This is a genomic window from Mycolicibacterium madagascariense, assembly GCF_010729665.1.
GTDB lineage: Bacteria > Actinomycetota > Actinomycetes > Mycobacteriales > Mycobacteriaceae > Mycobacterium > Mycobacterium madagascariense.
In genome coordinates this window covers 804047-822198 of record NZ_AP022610.1, presented here as the reverse complement: position 1 = coordinate 822198, position 18152 = coordinate 804047, and the positions used below count along the sequence as shown (strand labels likewise).

General features: G+C 70.6%; 23 protein-coding genes and 1 riboswitch. Of the genes, 9 read left to right on the top strand and 14 right to left on the bottom strand.

The window, feature by feature from the left end:
* The 6 genes from G6N60_RS03785 to G6N60_RS03760 all read left to right on the top strand — a co-directional run bounded on the left by G6N60_RS03785 (position 1) and on the right by G6N60_RS03760 (position 5135).
* A complete protein-coding gene (locus G6N60_RS03785; protein WP_163732767.1) occupies positions 1-1488 on the top strand; it encodes a flavin-containing monooxygenase in 1488 nt (495 codons plus the stop codon).
* A 14-nt stretch (positions 1489-1502) separates the two neighbouring features.
* Positions 1503-1772, top strand: coding sequence for a DoxX-related protein (locus G6N60_RS03780; protein WP_170312543.1), 270 nt, complete (start codon positions 1503-1505; stop codon positions 1770-1772).
* Between the two features lie 141 nt (positions 1773-1913).
* Positions 1914-2753, top strand: a complete 840-nt coding sequence (locus G6N60_RS03775; protein ID WP_372511048.1) for a polysaccharide deacetylase family protein — start codon at positions 1914-1916, stop codon at positions 2751-2753.
* A 25-nt stretch (positions 2754-2778) separates the two neighbouring features.
* Complete coding sequence (locus tag G6N60_RS03770; RefSeq protein ID WP_163732763.1) at positions 2779-3792, top strand: zinc-dependent alcohol dehydrogenase family protein; 1014 nt, start codon at positions 2779-2781, stop codon at positions 3790-3792.
* A gap of 32 nt (positions 3793-3824) precedes the next feature.
* A complete protein-coding gene (locus G6N60_RS03765) occupies positions 3825-4259 on the top strand; it encodes a MarR family winged helix-turn-helix transcriptional regulator (RefSeq protein WP_163732761.1) in 435 nt (144 codons plus the stop codon).
* Between the two features lie 18 nt (positions 4260-4277).
* A complete protein-coding gene (locus tag G6N60_RS03760; RefSeq protein ID WP_163732759.1) occupies positions 4278-5135 on the top strand; it encodes an LLM class F420-dependent oxidoreductase in 858 nt (285 codons plus the stop codon).
* On the opposite strand, the gene G6N60_RS03755 is transcribed toward G6N60_RS03760, so the two are convergent.
* Positions 5128-5529 (bottom strand): type II toxin-antitoxin system VapC family toxin, encoded by a 402-nt coding sequence (locus tag G6N60_RS03755; protein WP_163732757.1) that lies wholly within the window; start codon positions 5527-5529, stop codon positions 5128-5130. The two genes, G6N60_RS03760 and G6N60_RS03755, sit on opposite strands and share 8 nt — an antisense overlap.
* A 7-nt stretch (positions 5530-5536) precedes the next feature.
* Positions 5537-5803 carry a type II toxin-antitoxin system Phd/YefM family antitoxin gene (locus G6N60_RS28835; RefSeq protein WP_163732755.1) on the bottom strand — a complete coding sequence of 89 codons (267 nt, stop codon included), beginning with the start codon at positions 5801-5803 and terminating at the stop codon, positions 5537-5539.
* A gap of 73 nt (positions 5804-5876) precedes the next feature.
* Here G6N60_RS28835 and G6N60_RS03745 point away from each other — a divergent pair, with 73 nt between their 5' ends.
* Positions 5877-7136 carry a uracil-xanthine permease family protein gene (locus G6N60_RS03745; RefSeq protein WP_246240289.1) on the top strand — a complete coding sequence of 420 codons (1260 nt, stop codon included), beginning with the start codon at positions 5877-5879 and terminating at the stop codon, positions 7134-7136.
* Here G6N60_RS03745 and G6N60_RS03740 read toward each other — a convergent pair.
* The 3 genes from G6N60_RS03740 to G6N60_RS03730 all read right to left on the bottom strand — a co-directional run bounded on the left by G6N60_RS03740 (position 7133) and on the right by G6N60_RS03730 (position 10551).
* Positions 7133-7540: a hypothetical protein gene (locus tag G6N60_RS03740; protein ID WP_163732750.1), complete on the bottom strand. Its 408-nt coding sequence runs from the start codon at positions 7538-7540 to the stop codon at positions 7133-7135. The two genes, G6N60_RS03745 and G6N60_RS03740, sit on opposite strands and share 4 nt — an antisense overlap.
* Before the next feature lie 72 nt (positions 7541-7612).
* A complete protein-coding gene (locus G6N60_RS03735; protein ID WP_163732748.1) occupies positions 7613-9061 on the bottom strand; it encodes a M28 family peptidase in 1449 nt (482 codons plus the stop codon).
* Positions 9058-10551, bottom strand: a complete 1494-nt coding sequence (locus G6N60_RS03730; protein ID WP_163732746.1) for a M20/M25/M40 family metallo-hydrolase — start codon at positions 10549-10551, stop codon at positions 9058-9060. Before G6N60_RS03730 ends, G6N60_RS03735 begins: the two co-directional genes overlap by 4 nt.
* A 117-nt stretch (positions 10552-10668) precedes the next feature.
* Between G6N60_RS03730 and G6N60_RS03725 the strand changes: the two genes are divergently transcribed.
* Positions 10669-11415, top strand: a complete 747-nt coding sequence (locus tag G6N60_RS03725) for an SDR family oxidoreductase (protein WP_163732744.1) — start codon at positions 10669-10671, stop codon at positions 11413-11415.
* On the opposite strand, the gene G6N60_RS03720 is transcribed toward G6N60_RS03725, so the two are convergent.
* The 7 genes from G6N60_RS03720 to thiO all read right to left on the bottom strand — a co-directional run bounded on the left by G6N60_RS03720 (position 11412) and on the right by thiO (position 16327).
* Positions 11412-11900: a MarR family winged helix-turn-helix transcriptional regulator gene (locus G6N60_RS03720; protein ID WP_163732741.1), complete on the bottom strand. Its 489-nt coding sequence runs from the start codon at positions 11898-11900 to the stop codon at positions 11412-11414. The genes G6N60_RS03725 and G6N60_RS03720 overlap by 4 nt on opposite strands.
* Positions 11901-11950: 50 nt before the next feature.
* A complete protein-coding gene (locus tag G6N60_RS03715; RefSeq protein WP_163732738.1) occupies positions 11951-12688 on the bottom strand; it encodes an ABC transporter permease in 738 nt (245 codons plus the stop codon).
* A complete protein-coding gene (locus tag G6N60_RS03710) occupies positions 12688-13599 on the bottom strand; it encodes an ABC transporter ATP-binding protein (protein WP_163732735.1) in 912 nt (303 codons plus the stop codon). Before G6N60_RS03710 ends, G6N60_RS03715 begins: the two co-directional genes overlap by 1 nt.
* 14 nt (positions 13600-13613) lie before the next feature.
* The gene (locus G6N60_RS03705) at positions 13614-14345 is read right to left on the bottom strand and encodes an SGNH/GDSL hydrolase family protein (RefSeq protein ID WP_163743408.1); all 732 of its coding nucleotides are present in this window, start codon (positions 14343-14345) and stop codon (positions 13614-13616) included.
* A gap of 29 nt (positions 14346-14374) precedes the next feature.
* Positions 14375-15139 carry a thiazole synthase gene (thiG, locus tag G6N60_RS03700; RefSeq protein ID WP_163732732.1) on the bottom strand — a complete coding sequence of 255 codons (765 nt, stop codon included), beginning with the start codon at positions 15137-15139 and terminating at the stop codon, positions 14375-14377.
* On the bottom strand, positions 15132-15329 hold the full coding sequence (gene thiS / locus G6N60_RS03695; protein WP_163732729.1) for a sulfur carrier protein ThiS: 198 nt from the start codon (positions 15327-15329) through the stop codon (positions 15132-15134). Before thiS ends, thiG begins: the two co-directional genes overlap by 8 nt.
* Entirely contained in the window at positions 15326-16327 is a 1002-nt protein-coding gene (gene thiO / locus G6N60_RS03690; protein WP_372511050.1) for a glycine oxidase ThiO, read from the bottom strand. The genes thiS and thiO overlap by 4 nt, the downstream gene beginning before the upstream one ends.
* Positions 16320-16432: riboswitch (TPP riboswitch) on the bottom strand. (Overlaps the previous gene by 8 nt.)
* A 33-nt stretch (positions 16433-16465) precedes the next feature.
* On the opposite strand from thiO, the gene thiE reads away from it, so the two are divergent.
* On the top strand, positions 16466-17134 hold the full coding sequence (gene thiE, locus G6N60_RS03685) for a thiamine phosphate synthase (RefSeq protein ID WP_163732725.1): 669 nt from the start codon (positions 16466-16468) through the stop codon (positions 17132-17134).
* Between the two features lie 63 nt (positions 17135-17197).
* Here thiE and G6N60_RS03680 read toward each other — a convergent pair whose 3' ends face one another.
* Both G6N60_RS03680 and G6N60_RS03675 read right to left on the bottom strand, forming a co-directional pair.
* Positions 17198-17446 (bottom strand): type II toxin-antitoxin system prevent-host-death family antitoxin, encoded by a 249-nt coding sequence (locus tag G6N60_RS03680; protein ID WP_163732722.1) that lies wholly within the window; start codon positions 17444-17446, stop codon positions 17198-17200.
* Positions 17447-17529: 83 nt separating this feature from the next.
* Positions 17530-18036 carry an NUDIX domain-containing protein gene (locus tag G6N60_RS03675; RefSeq protein ID WP_163732717.1) on the bottom strand — a complete coding sequence of 169 codons (507 nt, stop codon included), beginning with the start codon at positions 18034-18036 and terminating at the stop codon, positions 17530-17532.
* Between the last annotated feature and the right edge of the window lie 116 nt (positions 18037-18152).

The following is an 18152-nucleotide window of genomic DNA, read 5'->3' as shown; positions in this document are numbered from 1 at the left end:
ATGACTTCGGAGCACTACGACGCGGTCATCGTCGGAGCCGGGTTCGCGGGGATCGGCGCAGCGATCCAGCTCAAGCGGCTCGGCATCGACGACTTCGTCATCCTGGATCGCGAGGACGACCTCGGCGGCACCTGGTACGTCAACCACTACCCCGGCCTCGCCGTCGACGTGCCGACGACCACGTACTCCTACTACTTCGAGCCGAACCCGAACTGGTCGCGGCTGTTCACCCCCGGCCCGGAGATCAAGCAGTACGCCGACGACGTCGCCGACAAGTACGGCGTGCGCGCGCACATGCGCTTCAACGTCGCGGTCGAGGGCGCGCGCTGGGACGAGGAGGCGTCCGTCTGGCGGATCGCCCTGGCCGGCGGCGACACGATGAGCGCGCGCTATCTCATCACCGCGACCGGCTTCCTGTCCCAACCGAGGGTGCCCGACATCCCGGGCATCACCGAGTTCGAGGGCACACTGATCCACACCACCGAGTGGGACGACGACTTCGACGCCGAGGGTCGCCGCATCGCGGTGATCGGCACGGGTGCCACCGCGGTGCAGCTGATCCCCGAACTCGCCAAGACGGCCGCCGACCTCACCGTCTACCAGCGCACGCCGATCTGGGTGGTGCCGAAGATCGACCTGCGGTTCGGTGAACGCGCCAAGCGGCTGTTCGCGCGAGTTCCGTTGACGCAGCGCCTCCTTCGATGGCTGACCAGTTCGATCTACGAGGTGATGGTCTCCGTCGGCGTGCGGCACTACCGGACCTTCCGGGGACGGTTCAACATCTCCGCCTCCGATCTGGCCAAGCTGCACCGGTTCGCCGTGATCCGGGACGCCGAGCTGCGGCGCCGGCTGACGCCGGACTACGACTTCGGCTGCAAGCGACCGACGTTCTCCAACGGCTACTACCGCGCCTTCACCAAACCGCATGTGCACCTTCATGATTCGGGAATCGACCACATCGAGGCCGACGGCATCGTCGGGACCGACGGCACCAAGAACGTCATCGACACCCTGGTGCTGGCCACGGGTTTCGATCTGTGGGAGGCCAACTTCCCGGCCATCGAGGTCATCGGGCGCGACGGACGCGATCTCGGCAAGTGGTGGCGCGAGACCAGATTCCAGGCCTATCAAGGGGTTTCGATGCCCTACTTCCCGAACTACCTGAGCCTGGCCAGCCCGTATGCGTTCCTCGGGTTGAACTTCTTCAACACCATGGAGTACCAGATGCGCTTCATGGACCGGCTGTTCACGGAGGTCAAGCGGCGCGGGGCGACGACCTTCGAGGTCACCGAGGACGCCAACGCCTCGTTCCTGGACCGGATGACCGAGCTCCTGGGGGACTCGCTGTTCACCAACGGCAACTGCGCGAGCGCGCATTCCTACTACTTCAACCCGGCGGGCGAGCCGACGCTGCTGCGCCCGTCCTCCACGGAGACGGCGATCGCCGAGGCGTCCGCATTTCCGTTGAGCGACTTCCAGATTGCCTGACGAGAGGATCAGCAGTGCCCAAGGAGAGTAGTTCGAAAGTGCCGTCGGTGCTCGGAGTGGCCCTGGCCGGAACGGGTGCCGCGCACTTCGTCCGGCCCGACCTGTTCGAGGGCGTCACCAAGGCGGCGTTCCCCAAGGACACCGCGCGCTACCTCAAGATCAATGGTGGCCTGGAGACGGCGATCGGGCTCGGACTCGCGGTGCCCAAGACGCGCAAGCTCGCGGTGATCGGCCTGCTCGGGTACGGCGCCTACCTGGCCGTCAACGTGGTGCGCAACCAGTAGAACGGCCGCCTCGCAGCCGCCCCACGGCAAACCCCAAGCACGCATTTTTCCGACAATCGCCCCAGCGTCCCCGGGTTACGGGCCTTGGGCGGCTACTGTGCTGGAATGTCCGCTGTTACCAGAGTGACGGATGGGACGATGCTGTCCCGTCGCAACGTCCTCCTCGGTGTGGTCGCCTCGGCGACCGGGCTCGCCCTGGTGCGCTGCGGCGCAGGTGCCTCGAGCCAGGCGGCGCAGGTCGTCCCGCCCCCCGGACCACCGCCTCCGCCCGCTCCGCCGCCGTGGCCGCAGCTCCTGCCGCCGCCACCCGCGGCGGCACGGGTCCTGCTCCCCGGCGGCGGCGTGCTCAGCGCGCTACCGGGCGCGGGGGATCTCATGTCGCTCACCCTCGACGACGGCGTCGACACCAAGGTCGTCCGGGCTTACGCCCAGTTGGCCAAGGACACCGGCATTCGCCTGACGATGTTCGTGACCGGGGTGTTTGCCTCGTGGACCGACAACCGCGACCTGCTGCTGCCCATGGTGGAGTCGGGTCAGATCCAGCTGGGCAACCACACGTGGATCCATCCGGACCTCACCAAGCTCACGCCGCTGAAGGTCGCGGACGAGCTGCGCCACACCGACCAGTTCATCAGGGACACCTTCGGCGTTGACGCGACGCCGTACTACCGTCCGCCGTACGGCGCCTACAACGACGTCGTCCAGTCGGTCGCCGCCGACCTCGGCTACACCGAGACCACGCTGTGGAACGGCTCCAGCGGCGACGACCAGATCCTGGCCCCGCACGACATCGTCGCCAACGCCGACAAGTGGTTCACGCCGCAGTCGATCGTCATCAGCCACCTCAACCATCCGCCCGTCACCACCGTCTACCACGAACTCATCGACATCATCCACGACCGCAACCTGCGCACGGTGACGCTGAACGACGTCTTCGACAAGCCCGAGTCGACCCGCCTGACGTCGGCCTACCCCGGCTGATCCACGACGCTCGTAGCCTCGGGGCATGCGCGTCTATCGATTCGACGAACTGACCGGTGTCGACGGCCTGCGCCGCCACGACGAGGAGATGCCACGCCCGCAGCGCGGGGAACTGCTGCTGAAGGTGCGAGCGGTGTCGCTGAACTACCGCGACATCGCGATCGCCCGCAAGGAGTACGTGCGCCCGGCCGCCATCGGCCTCATCCCGTGCAGCGACGCCGCCGCCGAGGTCGTCGAGACCGGCGAGGGCGTCGAGGACTTCGCCGTCGGAGACCGCGTGCTCGGAATCTTTCACCCGCGCTGGTTCGGCGGTCCGATGCCCCCGACCGCCGCGGCCGACAGCTACGGCAGCGGGCAGGACGGCTGGCTGGCCGAGTACAAGGTCGTCTCGCGCGAAGCCGTTGTGCCGCTTCCCGATTCGCTCTCCGACGAGGCGGGCTGCACGCTACCCTGCGCAGCGACGACGGCGTGGACGGCGCTCGGCGGCCCGCTGCCGATTCGAGCCGGCCAGACCGTGCTGACGCTCGGCTCCGGCGGGGTGTCGGTGTTCGCGGTGCAGTTGGCCAAGGCGCTGGGCGCGCGCGTCGTCGCCACCACGTCGAGCGCGGCCAAGGGCGAGATCCTCCGCTCGCTGGGGGCTGACGAGATCGTCGACTACACCGAGGTCCCCCAGTGGGGTCGGCGGGTCCGTGAACTGACCGGCGGCCGCGGCGTCGACCGCGTGGTGGAGGTCGGTGGTCCGGCGACCATCGACCAGTCGCTGCGGGCCGTCGCCCAGGGTGGCGAGGTGACGCTCATCGGGTTCCTCAGCAGGGAGAACCCGGGTGTCGACTTCTTCTTACTGCGCAATTCGGGCGCCCTGACCCGTTCCATCACCGTCGGACACCGCGGTGACCTGCAAAACACCATCCGCGCGGTCACCGCGGCCCACATCGCGCCGGTGATCGACGAGGTCTACGACTTCGACGACGCGCCAAGCGCTTTCACCAGCATCGCCGAGGCACGCCACGTCGGCAAGATCGTCATCCGCGTCAGCTAGACAGTCTGGACTGTTCAGTTTAGGCTGTGTAAATGGAACGGGTCAGCGAGTCTGCGGTGGCGGCGGCGCGCGATCTGCGCGTCATGTTCAGCCGGTTGCGCAGACGCCTGATGGAGGTCGCCACCGACGACGACCTGACCCCGTCCCAGACCGCGGTCCTGATCCGTCTCGTCAAGGACGGTCCCGCGTCGACCAGTCAGCTGGCCGGCGCGGAACGCGTACGGCCGCAATCCATGGCGGCCACGCTGGCGGGCTTGGACCGGCACGGCCTGATCGTGCGTACGCCCGATCCCGACGACGGTCGCCGCCAACTCATCGCGCTGACCCCCGTCGGCCGCAAGCACGCCGAGAACGACCGGCGGGTGCGCGAGGAGTGGCTGGTGCGTGCCATGCAGGACCGCTTCACCGAGCCGGAGCGCAGGATCGTCAACGAGGCGTTGGCACTCCTGGAACGGCTCAACGACTGACGAAAGGCGTTGTCTCACATGAAACTAGGCGTTCACTACATCGACTTCCTGCCCGGCGCCCCCGAACAGCTGGCCCCCACGCTCGCCGCGACCGTGAAGGCCGCCGAGGACGGCGGTGTCGACATGTTCACCCTCGCCGACCACTTCTTCCAGATGGAGAACTTCGGGCCCGCCGAGAACCCCTTCCTCGAGGGCTACACGTCGATGAGCTACCTCGCGGCGCTCACCGAGCGCATCACGTTGACGATGCTCGTCACCGGCGTCACCTACCGCTACCCCGGCGTGTTGGCCAAGACGGTCACCACCCTCGACGTATTGAGCGGCGGCCGTTCGATGTTCGGCATCGGCGCGGCGTGGTACGACCGCGAGCATCACGCGCTGGGCGTTCCCTATCCGCCGCTCAAGGACCGGTTCGAGATGCTCGAGGAGACGCTGCAGATCTGTCAGCAGATGTGGAGTGAGAACGACGGGCCGTACGAGGGCAAGCACTATCAGCTCGCCGAAACCCTCTGCCAGCCGCAGCCGATCCGTCGCCCGCCCATCCTCATCGGCGGGTCCGGGGAGAAGAAGACCCTGCGCATGGTCGCCCAGTACGCCGACGTGTGGAATGCCTCGTCGACCCTCGACGAGCTGCCACACAAGCTCGACGTGCTGCGCAGGCATTGCGACGACGTCGGCCGCGACATCGCCGACATCCGGCTTACCGTCGGCTTCTTCGACGACCCGTTCGCCGACACCGACGCCTATCTGCGCACGCTCGACCAGTTCGCCGCGCTCGGCTTCGACACCATCAACACCGGACCCTGGCCCGGCAACCCGGATCCGGCGGGCTGGGTGACACGCCTCGGCGACGAGATCATCCCGCGGCTCAGTTAGGCGCCGAGGTCTGCATCCCGAGCCGCTGCGCAGCATCGGCCATGCGGAGGTCGTAGGTGACCACGCTGCGCAAGGTGGTCCCCGCCCGCATCGCGGCAGCGAGATGAATCGCGTCCAGGCTCCGAAGGCGTTCTGGCCCAAGGAGTCCCGCGTCGTCGAGAAGTGTCCGTGAGAGCGCGACGGTGTCCACCGCGTCCAGCAGCGCCCGCGCCCGCGCCTGCGCTCGTGCGGCGTCGCCGGCGCGGCCGACGGCGCGCATCAACTCGATGCGTGACAGCGCCGCGGTGAACAGGGCGTCGTCGGGCGACGCGTCCAGGAATGCTTGCAGCGCAGCGGTTTCGGGCTCCTCGACGACGAGCTTGACGAGAGCGGAGGTGTCCAGATAGAGCCGCATTCGCCCCTCAGCGCTCACCGTCGCGGAGGTCGTCGAGGGCGCGGGAGGCGCTGAAACCGTAGTCGCGCGGCGTGATGCCGGACATGGCCTCGCGTCCGGAGCCCGGCTGCACCTCGCCGGCGTCGATCAGGTCTTGCCACGGGTCGCCGGTGATGGGCACCAGGCGGGCAACCGGGCGGCCTCGGTCGGTCACTTCGATCGTCTCCCCGGCCGCGACCCGTCGGAGGTACCGGCTGGCGTGCTGACGCAACTCCCTGACACCAATCTCCTCCATGTGCTACACGGTAGCACTCCGGCCCGGGCGCCCCGGCTGGCGACGTCGGCAGCAATGGTGTGTAGTCCAATCTGTGATTCCGCTGACCTGGAAGCCCGTCCCGTCCGACGCCACCGTGGTGGCCCCCGACGAGCGGCTGAGCTGGCCGCGCACCATCGGCATCGGCGCGCAGCACGTGGTGGCGATGTTCGGCGCGACGTTCCTGGTGCCCGTGCTGACGGGCTTTCCGCCGGCCACGACGCTGCTGTTCTCCGGGATCGGAACGCTGCTCTTCCTCGTCGTCACCGGCAATCGGCTGCCCAGCTACCTGGGTTCGAGCTTCTCGGTGATCGCCCCGGTCACCGCCGCCGTGGCAGCCAAGGGCACGGGCAGCGCCCTCGGCGGCCTGGTCGCGGTCGGCGTACTCCTGATCATCATCGGGGCCGTCGTGCACGTCGTCGGGACCGGCTGGCTCGACGCGACGCTGCCGCCGGTCGTGACGGGTGCCATCGTGGCGCTCATCGGCTTCAACCTCGCGCCCGCCGCGAAGGCGAACTTCGAGAAGGGCCCCGTGGTCGGACTCGTCACGCTGGTGCTGCTCGTCGCAATCCTGGCGTTCTTCCGCGGCATCGTCGGCAGGCTCGCGATCTTCCTGGCCGTCGTCATCGGCTATCTCCTGGCGCTCGCCCTCGGCGACGTCGACACCTCGGCGATCGCGGCGGCGCCCTGGATCGGCCTGCCCCGATTCCAGGCGCCGTCGTTCAGCCCGTCGGTCCTGCCGCTGTTCCTGCCCGCGGTCATCGCGCTCATCGCCGAGAACATCGGGCACGTGAAGTCGGTGGGGCAGATGACGAACCGCGACACCGATCCCGTGATGGGCCGGGCCATCGCCGCGGACGGCATCGCCACCACCCTGGCGGGTCTCGGCGGCGGCTCGGCCACCACGACCTACGCGGAGAACATCGGCGTGATGGCCGCGACGCGCGTGTACTCGACGGCGGCCTACTGGATCGCCGCGCTCGTCGCGATCGTCCTGGCCATGTGCCCCAAGGTCGGCGCGGCGATCTCCGCCATACCGCCCGGCGTGCTCGGCGGCGCCACCGTCGTGCTCTACGGACTCGTCGGCATCCTCGGGGTCCGCATCTGGCTGACCAATCGCGTCGACTTCAGCCTGCCCATCAACCAGATGACGGCCGCCATCCCGCTGATCGTCGGCATCGCCGACTTCACCTGGCACGCCGGATCATTGATCTTCACCGGCATCGCGCTCGGCTCGATCGCCGCCCTGGTCATCTACCACGGCATGCGCCTGCTGGGCCTGCGTCAGGCGAAGGACACCAGCCCCACCGACTAGTTGTGGTGCTGGTTGTCGTTGTTGTTGCCCGGGCCGTAGCCGTTGTGCTGCTGATCGCGCGACGGGCCCACGGTGACGGTCTGGGTCGACGTGTCCACCTCGACGGAGGTCGACGGCGACGGGGTCACCGTCTGGGTGTCGGTCTCGGTGTTGGTCACCGTGGAGGGTGCCGGCGTGTCGGTGTCGGTGGCGGGCGCCTGGCCGCCACCGCCTCCGCCACCCCCACCGCCGCCGCCCGACGAATGCTTCTCGTGGGTCGAGGTCGTCGTCGAGGTGCTGCTGGTCGTGGACGTCGTGGAGGGCGACGGGGTGCTGTTGGAGCCGCAGGCCACCGTCAGCGCGCCCATCAGGACGGCCGCAGCCAATCCCACCGTCGCGGTCCATCGTCGAGGAGTCGTGGTCACGACCGACATTCCTACGCAGGTTCCCTGTGATGAGTCCTGCGGCGCGGGCGGGCGCTACCGTAGGGGTTCCTGTCAACCCCGCGGCGGAACTCCGTTGGGCCCGTGCGTGGATCGGGCGTAGGTCCCGACGGCGAAGGCCACCGCGGGCCCGGTGACGGCCAGCGTCGCGCGGTCGACGTTCGCGATCGTGTCCCCGGGCCCCAGGTAGTTCGGGTCGAACGGCACTCCGGCGCGGCCGCCCCAGAGTCGCGCCTGCAACGCGGTCTTGCGACCCGACGACCCGGTGGTGATGCCGCCGATCGGCACCCCGGCCCGAAGGAACGCGCTGTAGTCGCTCGCCAGGCCCAGCGGCATGTCCGCAGGCCGCACGCCGGCCAGGTTGAGGTAGCCGGCCAAGGTGCGTTCGACGCCGGCCGACCCGACGGGCACGCGTGCTGCGGGGATGTCGGGATTGGGTTGGCCGGACTGGTCACCGTCGAGGGTGAAGTAGCCGGCGTTGGTCGAGCCGATGACGTCGACGTCGAGGTAGAGGGCGATGTCGTCGATCCCGGCGCGTCCGAGGCCCGCGACGTAGGTGGTGGAGCCCCGCAGACCGGCCTGCTGGGCGCCCCAGAACGCGAACCGCACCGCATTGGTGACCTGCGGTGAACTGCCCAGCTGCACAGCGGTTTCCAGCACTGCGGCCAGACCGGACCCGTCGTCGTTCAGACCGGGGCTGCCTGCGGCCGAGTCGAGGTGGGCGCCCGCGACGACGACGTGGTGCGGATCGCCGGACTTGGTCTGTGCCACCACGTTTCGCGACGTGACCACCGCACTCTTGCCGTCGAGCACCAGCCGGACGGGTGCCGACGTGCGCCGCAGCTGCGCATCGGCGGCATCGTCGATGACCGCCGCAGGCGTCCGCAACTGCTCGTAGTAGCCGGGCGGGAAGAGACCTGCCGGGCTGTCGTCGGGTCCCGGGTCGGACACGACGAGCAGGCCGACGGCTCCCCGCGCGACGGCGACGTTCTGCTTGTCGACGACCGAGCACCCCGTGTCGTCGACGACGGCGATGGCGCCGCGCACCTGCGTCGTGCCCCAGTCGCCCGCGCTGCACCCGGCAGGCCGCGGCGGCCGCACGGTGATCGCGCTGAGGCCGCCGGGCGCGGTGGTCACCAGCAGCGAGGCCTGAGCCACGCCGAAGCTGCGCCCCGCCGCGGTCAGCGTGGGCCGGCCCGGCGACGACTGGACCACCCGGTCGAACTCCGGGGTCTGCACGTCGAAACCCTTGTCCCGCAACACTCCTGCGACGTAGTCGACGGTCGCGTCGCCACCCGGGGTGCCGTCGGCCCTGCTGTTCCCGTGCGCCGAGGCGATGTCGGCGAGTTTCCGCAGGTGTCCGAAGATGCCGTCGACGGTGACCTTCGCGGCCAGGTCGTGGGCGGGGTCCGCGGCGGCCGGCGGCTGCGGCGGGGGCTGCTGCTGCGGCGACGAGCACCCGGCCAGCACGACGAGACAGGCTGCGAGGACGACCGCTCTCATGACGCGGTCACCACGTGCCGGGTGCGGTCGTCGCGGACCGGCACCCCGTTGCGGCCACCCTGATCCTGCGCGTAGAGCCCGATCGCATAGGCCAAGCCCTTGCCGTGGATCTCGAGCGACGTGCGGTCGAGCTGGTCGTAGCGGTCGGACTTTGCGTGGTAGTTCGGATCGAACGGCGCGCCGGCCGTACCTCCCCAGAGGGCCGCCTCGTCGGCGCTCATCTCGTCCTCGGCACCGGAGAACAGTCCGCCGGACGGGATGCCGGCCTTCGTGAAGGCGTCGTAGTCCGATCGGCCGTCGAAGCTGGTGTCGCGGGGCGGTTTTCCCGCCGCGGCGAGGTACTGCGCCAGCGTCCGCTCCAGACCCGCCGAGCCCTCCGGGACACGCGGCGGAACGGGGCTCGGCGGTGCGGACTGATCCCCGTCGTAGGTGAAGTATCCGGGGTTCGGCGAGGCGATCATGTCGACGTTGAGGTACAGCGCGATGTCCTTGAGCGCCTCCACCCCGAGTCCCTGCACGTATCTCGTCGATCCGATGACGCCCTCCTCCTCGGCCGCCCAGAACGCGAACCGCACGGCGTTCTGCACCTGGGGCGAACTACCCAGCTGCACAGCGGTTTCCAGCACGGCGGCGACACCGGAACCGTTGTCGTCGATGCCCGGCCCGGCGGGCACGCTGTCCAGGTGGGCGCCCACCATCACGACGTTCCGGGGGGAGCCGGTCTTCGTCTGGGCGACGAGGTTGTGGGTCTCCTCGACCCGGACACCCGCGTCGAGGGTGACCGTCGCGGCGGCGGGGTTCGCCCGCAGTCGAGCGCCGTCGGCCTTGGTGATGCCGACCGCGGGGATCGTCACGTCGGTGTCCTCACCGAGTGTGGCGCCGCGCAGTTCGCCGTCGACGTCGTTGGCGACGATGAGGGCGACCGCGCCCCGTTCGGCGGCCACGGTCTGCTTGTCCCCGAACGGGCAGGCGCCCCTGTCGACGAGGACGACCGCGCCCGTGACGTCGAGACCGTCGTAGTCGGCGCTCGCACACCCGGGTCGTGGACCGCCTCTGGCGGGCACCAGCCGGCCACTGAGCCCCGCCGCGCCGGTCCCGACCGTGTAATTGATCGGCGAGGCGCGCACGCGCTGCCCGCCGACCGTCACCACGGGCTCGTTCGCGAACGGCACCCGTACCTCGAACTCGGTCGCTTGCACGTCGAAACCCTTGTCGCGCAACACTCCTGCGACGTAGTCGGCACTGGCGGCGAAGCCGGGGGTGCCCAGCGCTCGGTTGCCGCCGTTGGCGTCGGCGATGCGCTGCAGCCTGTCGAGGTGCGCGAGCATCGCGTCGGCGCCGACCCCGTCCCGCAGCGCGGCCGCAAAGTCTGGCGCCGCAGCCGCCGGCCGATCCTGCGGCCGGGCGGTCTCGCGGGTGCACGCGGCACCCTCCGTCGCGCACGCGACCGCCACGAGCGCCGCCAGTAACGTCCGTGATCCTCGCCGCATCGTCCCTAGGTTAGTCAGGTTCGCCACGGTCGCCCCGAACGGCGCGGGCGCGGTTGACACCTCAGGGTGCCGTCGGGCATTCTCCATTTAGGTGAAACATCACGTAAAGGAGCACTCATGGGATCCCTCGACGGTAAGAACGCACTCGTCACCGGTGGCACCGCGGGCATCGGGCTCGCCTCGGCGCGCGCCCTGGCCGACGCCGGCGCCCACGTCTTCCTCACGGGGCGCAACCAATCCACGATCGACGCCGCGGTCGCGACGATCGGCCCGGCGGCGACCGGCGTTCGCAGCGACGTCAGCGACCCCGCCCAGCTCGACGCCATCGTCGATGCGGTGACGGCGCACGGCGGCGGCCTGGACGTGGTGTTCACCAACGCGGGTGGCGGGGAGTTCGCCACGCTGGCCGACACCACGGTCGAGCACGTCAACGACACGTTCACTCGCAACGTCGCCGGAACCCTGTTCACGGTGCAGAAGATGTTGCCGCTGTTGAACTCTGGGGCATCGGTCATCCTCGCGGGATCGACGGCGGCGTCCAGGGGCGTGCCGTCCTTCGGCGCCTACGCCGCGAGCAAGGCCGCCGTCCGCTCGCTGGGCCGGACCTGGGCGGCGGAGTTGGCCGAGCGGGGCATCAGGGTCAACACGCTGGTCCCGGGGCCCATCGAAACGCCCGGCCTGGTCGGGCTCGCGCCCGCCGGTGGCGAGCAGGAACTGCTGGAGCAGCTCACCGCCGACGTCACGCTTGGTCGCATCGGCCAACCCGAGGAGGTCGCCGCGGCCGTCGTCTTCCTCGCCTCTGCGGCAAGCAGTTTCATGACCGGAAGCGAGCTGTTCGTCGACGGGGGCGAGGTACAGACCTAGTCCGGCACGCTGCCGGGCCGCGGCAGCGTGCCCTCCCGCAGGATGTTCTGGTAGACGTCGTCGAGCAGCTCGCCCAGCCGCGTCACCTGCCCCTCGTCGAGGGCGGCGAAGAACAGCGTGCGCACCCACGCCACGTGCTTGGGCGCCACGGCCCGCAGCGACGTCATGCCGGCCTCGGTCAGCACGACGTCGGTCGCCCGGCCGTCGGTGTCCGAGCGCACCCGGTCGACCAACCCGCGGCCCGCGGTGCGCTGCAGATGGTGGGAGAGTCGGCTGCGCTCCCAGCCGATGTTCGTCGCCAACTGGGACACCCGCAGCCGCCGGCCCGGCGCGACCGACAACGCGTTCATCACCGTGTAGTCGGCCAGCGACAGCCCGCACTCGGCCTGCAGCTGGCGATTCATCTCGAACTCCATGCGGTGGTAGACGCCCATGTAGCTCAACCACGTTCGCTGCTGCGACGGCGTCAACCACGTGTTGGCCATCGGGACATCATCGACAATGAATGACACTTCACGCAAACCGGCGACGGCGGTCAGGCGTCCCGCCCGTCCACCACCAGCGCTCCGGCACAGAACACGGCGGTGACCACCGCCAGGAAGTAGAGCAGTGACTCGGCCCGTCCCCAGGGCAGCCCGTCCGTCGGCAGGGCACCGACGAAGACGATGACGTTGCGAAACGGCAGGTAGGGACCGAAGGTGGGACCCACGTGCGGCAGCGCCGAGACGACCGGCTCGACCACGAGGGGCCACAGCAGGAGTAGCGCGACCGCACCGGCGGTGTGCCGCAGCAGGGCGCCGACCCCCACGCCGAGCACCGCGCTCGCCGCCCCGTAGGTCGTCATGGCCGCCACGGTGCGCCACACCTCGGCGTCGTCGAGGGTCCAACTCAGGCCGCCGGGACCCGCCCACAGCCAGGTCACCAGGACGGTCGCACACGACAGCACCGCGGCGAAGAGTGCCGAGAATGCGCCCAGGACAACGGCTTTCGCGATCAGCACCCGCCACCGGCCGGGCGTCGCGACGAACGTCGTGCGGATCATCCCGCTGCGGTACTCGTTGGTCACGCTGATCGCGGCGAGCACCATGAACAGCGGGACCCCGAGCACGGCAACCCCGAGCACGGCGTCCGTGGGGCCCGTCGATTCACTGCCGGCCGCGCCGCCCAGCGCGGCGGCCAGCCCCAGGCTCGCGACGACGACGGCGGCACTCGACCACCGCGGGGACCGCGTCGACGTCAGCTTGATGCGCTCGGCGTTCAGCAGGCCCCGCATCAGCTGGCCGCCCGGTACTGCACGGCATCGTCGGTGAGCCGCAGATAGGCCTCCTCCAACGACGCCCGCTGGACGCTCAGTTCGTGCAGGGTCACCCCGTGGCGGGCCGCCAGCTCCCCGACGACCTCCACCGACGCGCCGCGCACCTGCAGCGCCCCGTCGGGCGCGAGCTCCACGTCCAGTCCCGCGTCGGCGAGCAGCTCGGTCATGGTGTCCGCGCGCGGGCTACGCACCCGCACGGTGTCCGCGCCGGAGCGGCCGATGAAGTCGGCCACCGTCGTCGAGGCGACCAACGTGCCCCTGCCGATGACCAGCAGCCGGTCCGCGGTGCTGGCCATCTCGGCGAGCAGGTGGCTCGACACCAGCACCGTGCGGCCCTCGGCGGCCAGGGCGCGCATCAGCGTGCGCACCCAGTGGATACCCTCGGGGTCGAGCCCGTTGACCGGCTCGTCGAACAGCAGCACCGGTGGATCGCCGAGCAGCGCCGCGGCGATGCCGAGCCGCTGCCCCATGCCCAGCGACAGGGCGCCCGCGCGCTGGTCGGCCGCCGAGGTCAGCCCGACGATCTCGAGCACCTCGTCGATCCGCGTCGCGGGTAGTCGCCCGGCGGCCGCCAGCCAGCGCAGGTGGTCGCGCGCAGAACGGTTGGGATGCAACTGCTTCGCGTCGAGCAACGCCCCCACGGTCCGCATCGGATCGGTCAGCTCGTGATAGCTGCAGCCGCCGATGGTGGCGGTGCCCGACGTGGGCCGGTCCAACCCGAGGATCATCCGCAGGGTCGTGGTCTTGCCCGCCCCGTTGGGCCCGAGGAACCCCGTCACGACGCCGGCTTCGATCGTGCAGGTGAGGTGGTCCACCGCCGGGCTGGCGCCGCGGCCGAACACCTTGGTCAGTCCTTCTAATTCGATCATCGGGGCCGATGATGTCAGGCGAGCTGCCCGATGATCAGATCCGCGACCGCGCGCATGCCCGCCGCGTTGGGGTGCAGCGGCGCGGGCCTGCCGGGGAGCGGCAGACCGAAGCGCGTCGTCCACGGCGCGTCTGACCATGGGTGATGAGCGCGGCCGGCGTCACCGGCGCGCACCAGTTCGCAGCCGGTGTCGGCGGCCGCCGCCGCGGTCAGCTGTTCAAGTGTGTCCGAAATGCGCTGCGCGGTGTGCAATTGCTCCTCGGTGAACGGCACCTCGGCCGTGCCCGCGGGGGGCACCAGCGTCAGGTAGTCGACGAACAGCACCCGCGCCGTCGGAGCCCGCCGCCTCAGCTCGCGACCGACCGTCCGCAGGGACTCGCCGACCGCCGCGAGCGCGGCGTCGCGGGCCGCGACGTCGAGCTGGCCGCGCACGGCCCGGCCCACCACCGGCACGGACCGCACCCACGCCGGCAACCCCGCGGCGACCAGGTAGGGAACGTAGCCGACGTCGTTCCCGCCGATGGTCACGGTGACGAGGTCCTCGGCGCCGGTGAGGGCGCTGACCTGCGGCGGCGCACCGTGCTGGCGTTCGGTGAGGACGTTCGCCGTCGTGGCGCCGGAGAACGTCACGTCGACGAGGTCGTGGGACAGCTGCCGCGCGACGAGGTGGGCGTAGTTGCCCGCCGAGCGCCCGGCGGCCAGCGGAGCGCCGGACGCCCGCGGTCTGATGCCCGGCCCCGCCGCCATCGACGAACCGAGCGCGACGTAGCGCCCCGTCACGCGGGCGCCGGGCTCGACGCCTGCGCCCAGAAGCGCTTGGGGATGCGGCCCGCCTGCCGCGCCAGCCGGCCGGCGGTGACCGCGGCGGCCATCGCCGCAGCCATGGTGGGCGGGTCGGCGGCGCGGGTGACGGCCGTGGCCAAAAGCACGGCGTCGCAACCCAATTCCATCGCCTGCGCCGCGTCGCTCGCGGTGCCGATGCCCGCGTCGAGGACGATGGGCACACCCGCCCGCTCGACGATCATCGCGATGTTGTGCGGGTTGGCGATGCCGAGGCCCGTGCCGATCGGCGACCCGAGCGGCATGACCGCGGCGACGCCGGTGTCCTCCAGCCGGCGGGCCAGCACGGGGTCGTCGTTGGTGTACGCCAGCACGACGAAGTCGTCGTCGACCAATCGTTCTGCGGCCCTGACCAATTCGAGACCGTCGGGCAGCAGGGTCCGCTCGTCGGCGATTACCTCGAGCTTGACCCAGTTGGTGCCCAGCGCCTCCCTGGCGAGCTGGGCGGTCATGACGGCTTCGGCCGCGCCTCGGCATCCCGCGGTGTTGGGCAGCGGCGTGATGCCGAGCCGCTGCAGCAGGTCCAGCACGCCGGTGCCGCCGTCGGCGTCGACGCGCCGCATCGCGACCGTGGTCAGCTCGGTTCCCGACGCGACGAGGGCCTCTTCGAGCACGGCGAGGTTGGCGGCCCCGCCCGTCCCGAGGATGAGCCGCGAGCCGAAGCGGCGACCCGCGATGACGAGTGCGGAATCCTCAGCCACCCTGCACCGCCGTCACGACCTCCACCTTGGCCCCGTCGGACAGCTCGAGGTGCCACTGCGAGCGGGGCACCACCGCCCAGTCGACCGCCACGGCGATGCCCTTGTCCGGCATGCCGAGGTCGGCCAGGAGTTGCTCGACCGTGGTGTTCTCGCCGACCTCGACGGGTTCGTCGTTCACGACCAATCTCATACGCCCACACCCACTTCCAACTCCGCCGCGATGGTGGCGGCGGTCCACGGCGCCAACAGGAAACCCGACCGGCCGTGCCCGGCGGCGACCAGCGTGCGCTCGTCGAGCCTGCCGACCAGCGGCACGTTGTCCGGTGTCATCGGACGCAGTCCGGCCGCGCACTCCGCGAGTTCGTACTCCCCCAGCGCGGGTACGACCTCGCAGGCGTCGTCCAGTAGTTCGCGGACGCCGGCGACCGCGGGGGCGGTGTCCCGGCCGTGCTCGTACTGCGTCGCGCCGACCACCACGCCGTCCTCCCGCGGCACCAGATACACCTGTCGGCCGTGCACCCTGGCCCGAATGACCCTCTGCGGCAACGGGAGACAGCCGCGCCGCCACCTCAGACGCAGCACCTCGCCCTTGACGGGCCGGATCGGCAGCCCCGGCCACAGCGTGGGCGCGTCGATGCCGTTGGCGATGACGACGGCGTCAGCGTCGCGCGCCTCGTCCAGCGTCCGCACCGGCGGCGCCCACGACACCCCGAGATCCTGACACCGCGCCGCCAACGCGGTGACGAGCGCCCGGTTGTCGACGGCCAGTTCGGTCTCCGCGACGAAGCCGTGCCGGATGCCCTGGGCGAGCAGGGGCTCCACGTCACGCGCCGCCCTCGTCACCGTGACCGGATGTCCCTGGGCGGCAAGCCATTCCGACGTAGTGGCGAGGTCGGCCGCGTCGGCCCGATCGACGGCGACGACCACCGACTCGCGGGCGGTCACCACCTCGGGTGGCAGACCGTCCAGGAAGTCGTCGTGCCACATCTGCAGGGAGGCCAGCCCGATGCGCAGCAGCCGTTCCTCCCCCGGCCAGCCCTCGCTGTGCGGCGCCAACATTCCGCCGGCCACCCACGATGCGCCGGGGACGTCGGCCCGGTGCACCCGCACGCGCCAACCGTCCAGAGCTGCCCGGCGGGCCACCGAGAGACCGATGACGCCGCCGCCGACGACGGCCAAGGTGGGCACCAGTTCATCCTTCCTACGCCGGCGTGACCCGGATCAGGTGTGACGGTAAGGGTGGTCTCGCACCCACTCTCAGTCCCCGGAACCGGGACTCCCGTGTCGATTCACCAAGGGTACCCGCCGGTCGCTAACGTTCGCGTGGTGCTTTCCCGACGCGACCGCCTCGCCGCCGCCCGCCTCTACCTGTGCACCGACGCCCGGCGGGAGCGCGGCGACCTGGCCGAGTTCGCCGACGCCGCTATGGCGGGTGGGGTCGACGTCATTCAGCTACGTGACAAGGGCTCGGCGGGCGAACAGCGGTTCGGGCCGCTGGAGGCCAGGGCCGAGCTGGCCGCACTCGAGGTCTTGACCGACGCGGCCCGCCGACACGGCGCCCTGGTCGCGGTCAACGACCGGGCCGACGTGGCCCGCGCCGCCGGCGCCGACGTGCTGCACCTCGGCCAGGACGACCTCCCCCTGCCCGTCGCCCGCGACATCGTCGGAGCCGACACGCTGATCGGGCGCTCCACGCACGACGAGACCCAGGCCGCGGCCGCCACCGACGAGGACGTCGACTACTTCTGCGTCGGCCCCTGCTGGCCGACCCCGACCAAGCCGGGTCGGTCGGCTCCCGGCCTCGACCTGGTGCGCGCGGCCGCGGCACTGGGCACCGCCACGCCGTGGTTCGCCATCGGCGGCATCGACGCCGACCGGCTCCCCGAGGTGCTCGCCGCCGGCGCCACCCGCATCGTGGTCGTGCGGGCGATCACCGCGGCCGAGGACCCCGCCGCCGCGGCGCGGGAGCTGGCGCGGGCGCTCACATCTGGCTGAGCGCGCCTCGTTTTCCCGTCGTGGTGGTCGGGCGCGGGCTGCGCCCTCCGTTCGGCCAGTTGCCTAGTCGGCGACGAGTCCCAATTCGGCCATGAGTTTGTCTAGCCCGATGGTGATTCCGGACCGTTCGTGGACGCTAATACGGTCGCGCAGGTCTTCGAGTTCCTCGATCAATTCGTCGTATCGCTCGGCGGAGATGAGGATGGCGGCCGGCGTGGAATGGTTCATCAGGATGACGTCTTCGTCGGCGGCCTGACGAATCAACTCGGACAGCTTGGCCTTGGCCTTGCTGACGGGGACCATGAGGGTCATTGCTTGTACACCTCCTTGCGGTGGCCGACACGGGTCACGTTAGCGCTGAGCTGAGCACCTCCACGGGAGCTGACGCCGTGCGCTCATGCCTCGTCGGTGACCTCGAACGGGTAGGCCGCGGCGGCGGTGCGCAACCGCGGCCAGCTGGCGGCGAACCCGGGGTGCAGCGGCAGGTCGGCCACCTCGTCCTCGGCGACCCAGCGCAGTTCGGAGCTCTCGCGGTTGGGCACGGTCTCCAGCGGTGCGGGCGCCTCCGCGATGACCGTCGTGTAGGTCCAGCAGGACCCCTTCGCCCCAGCAACCGAGGCGGTGACGACCGCTCCCCGCACGACGAGCTGGTCGGCGCTCAGGCCGGCCTCCTCCTCGGCCTCCCGGACGGCGGCCTCCTCGACGGTCTCGTGGCTGTCGCGCGCCCCGCCGGGCAGACTCCACGTCCCGCCCTGATGGCTCCACGGCGCACGATGCTGCAGCAGCACCGTCGCGACCCCGTCGGCGCCGGGGGCCCGCAGCAGCAGTCCCGCCGCTCCGTGCAACCCCCAGAAGTAGGCGCCGTCCTCTGCTTCGACCCAACCGTCCCCGTCGCCTCGCACGGCTTCAGGATAGGTGCGATCTCGTGCGTGTCGAGGATTGTCCCGCGCGTCCCGCCCCCTGCTCTTAGAATTCCTTTACAGTCGAGGAGTCGGGAAAGACGCACCGGAAGCAGAGG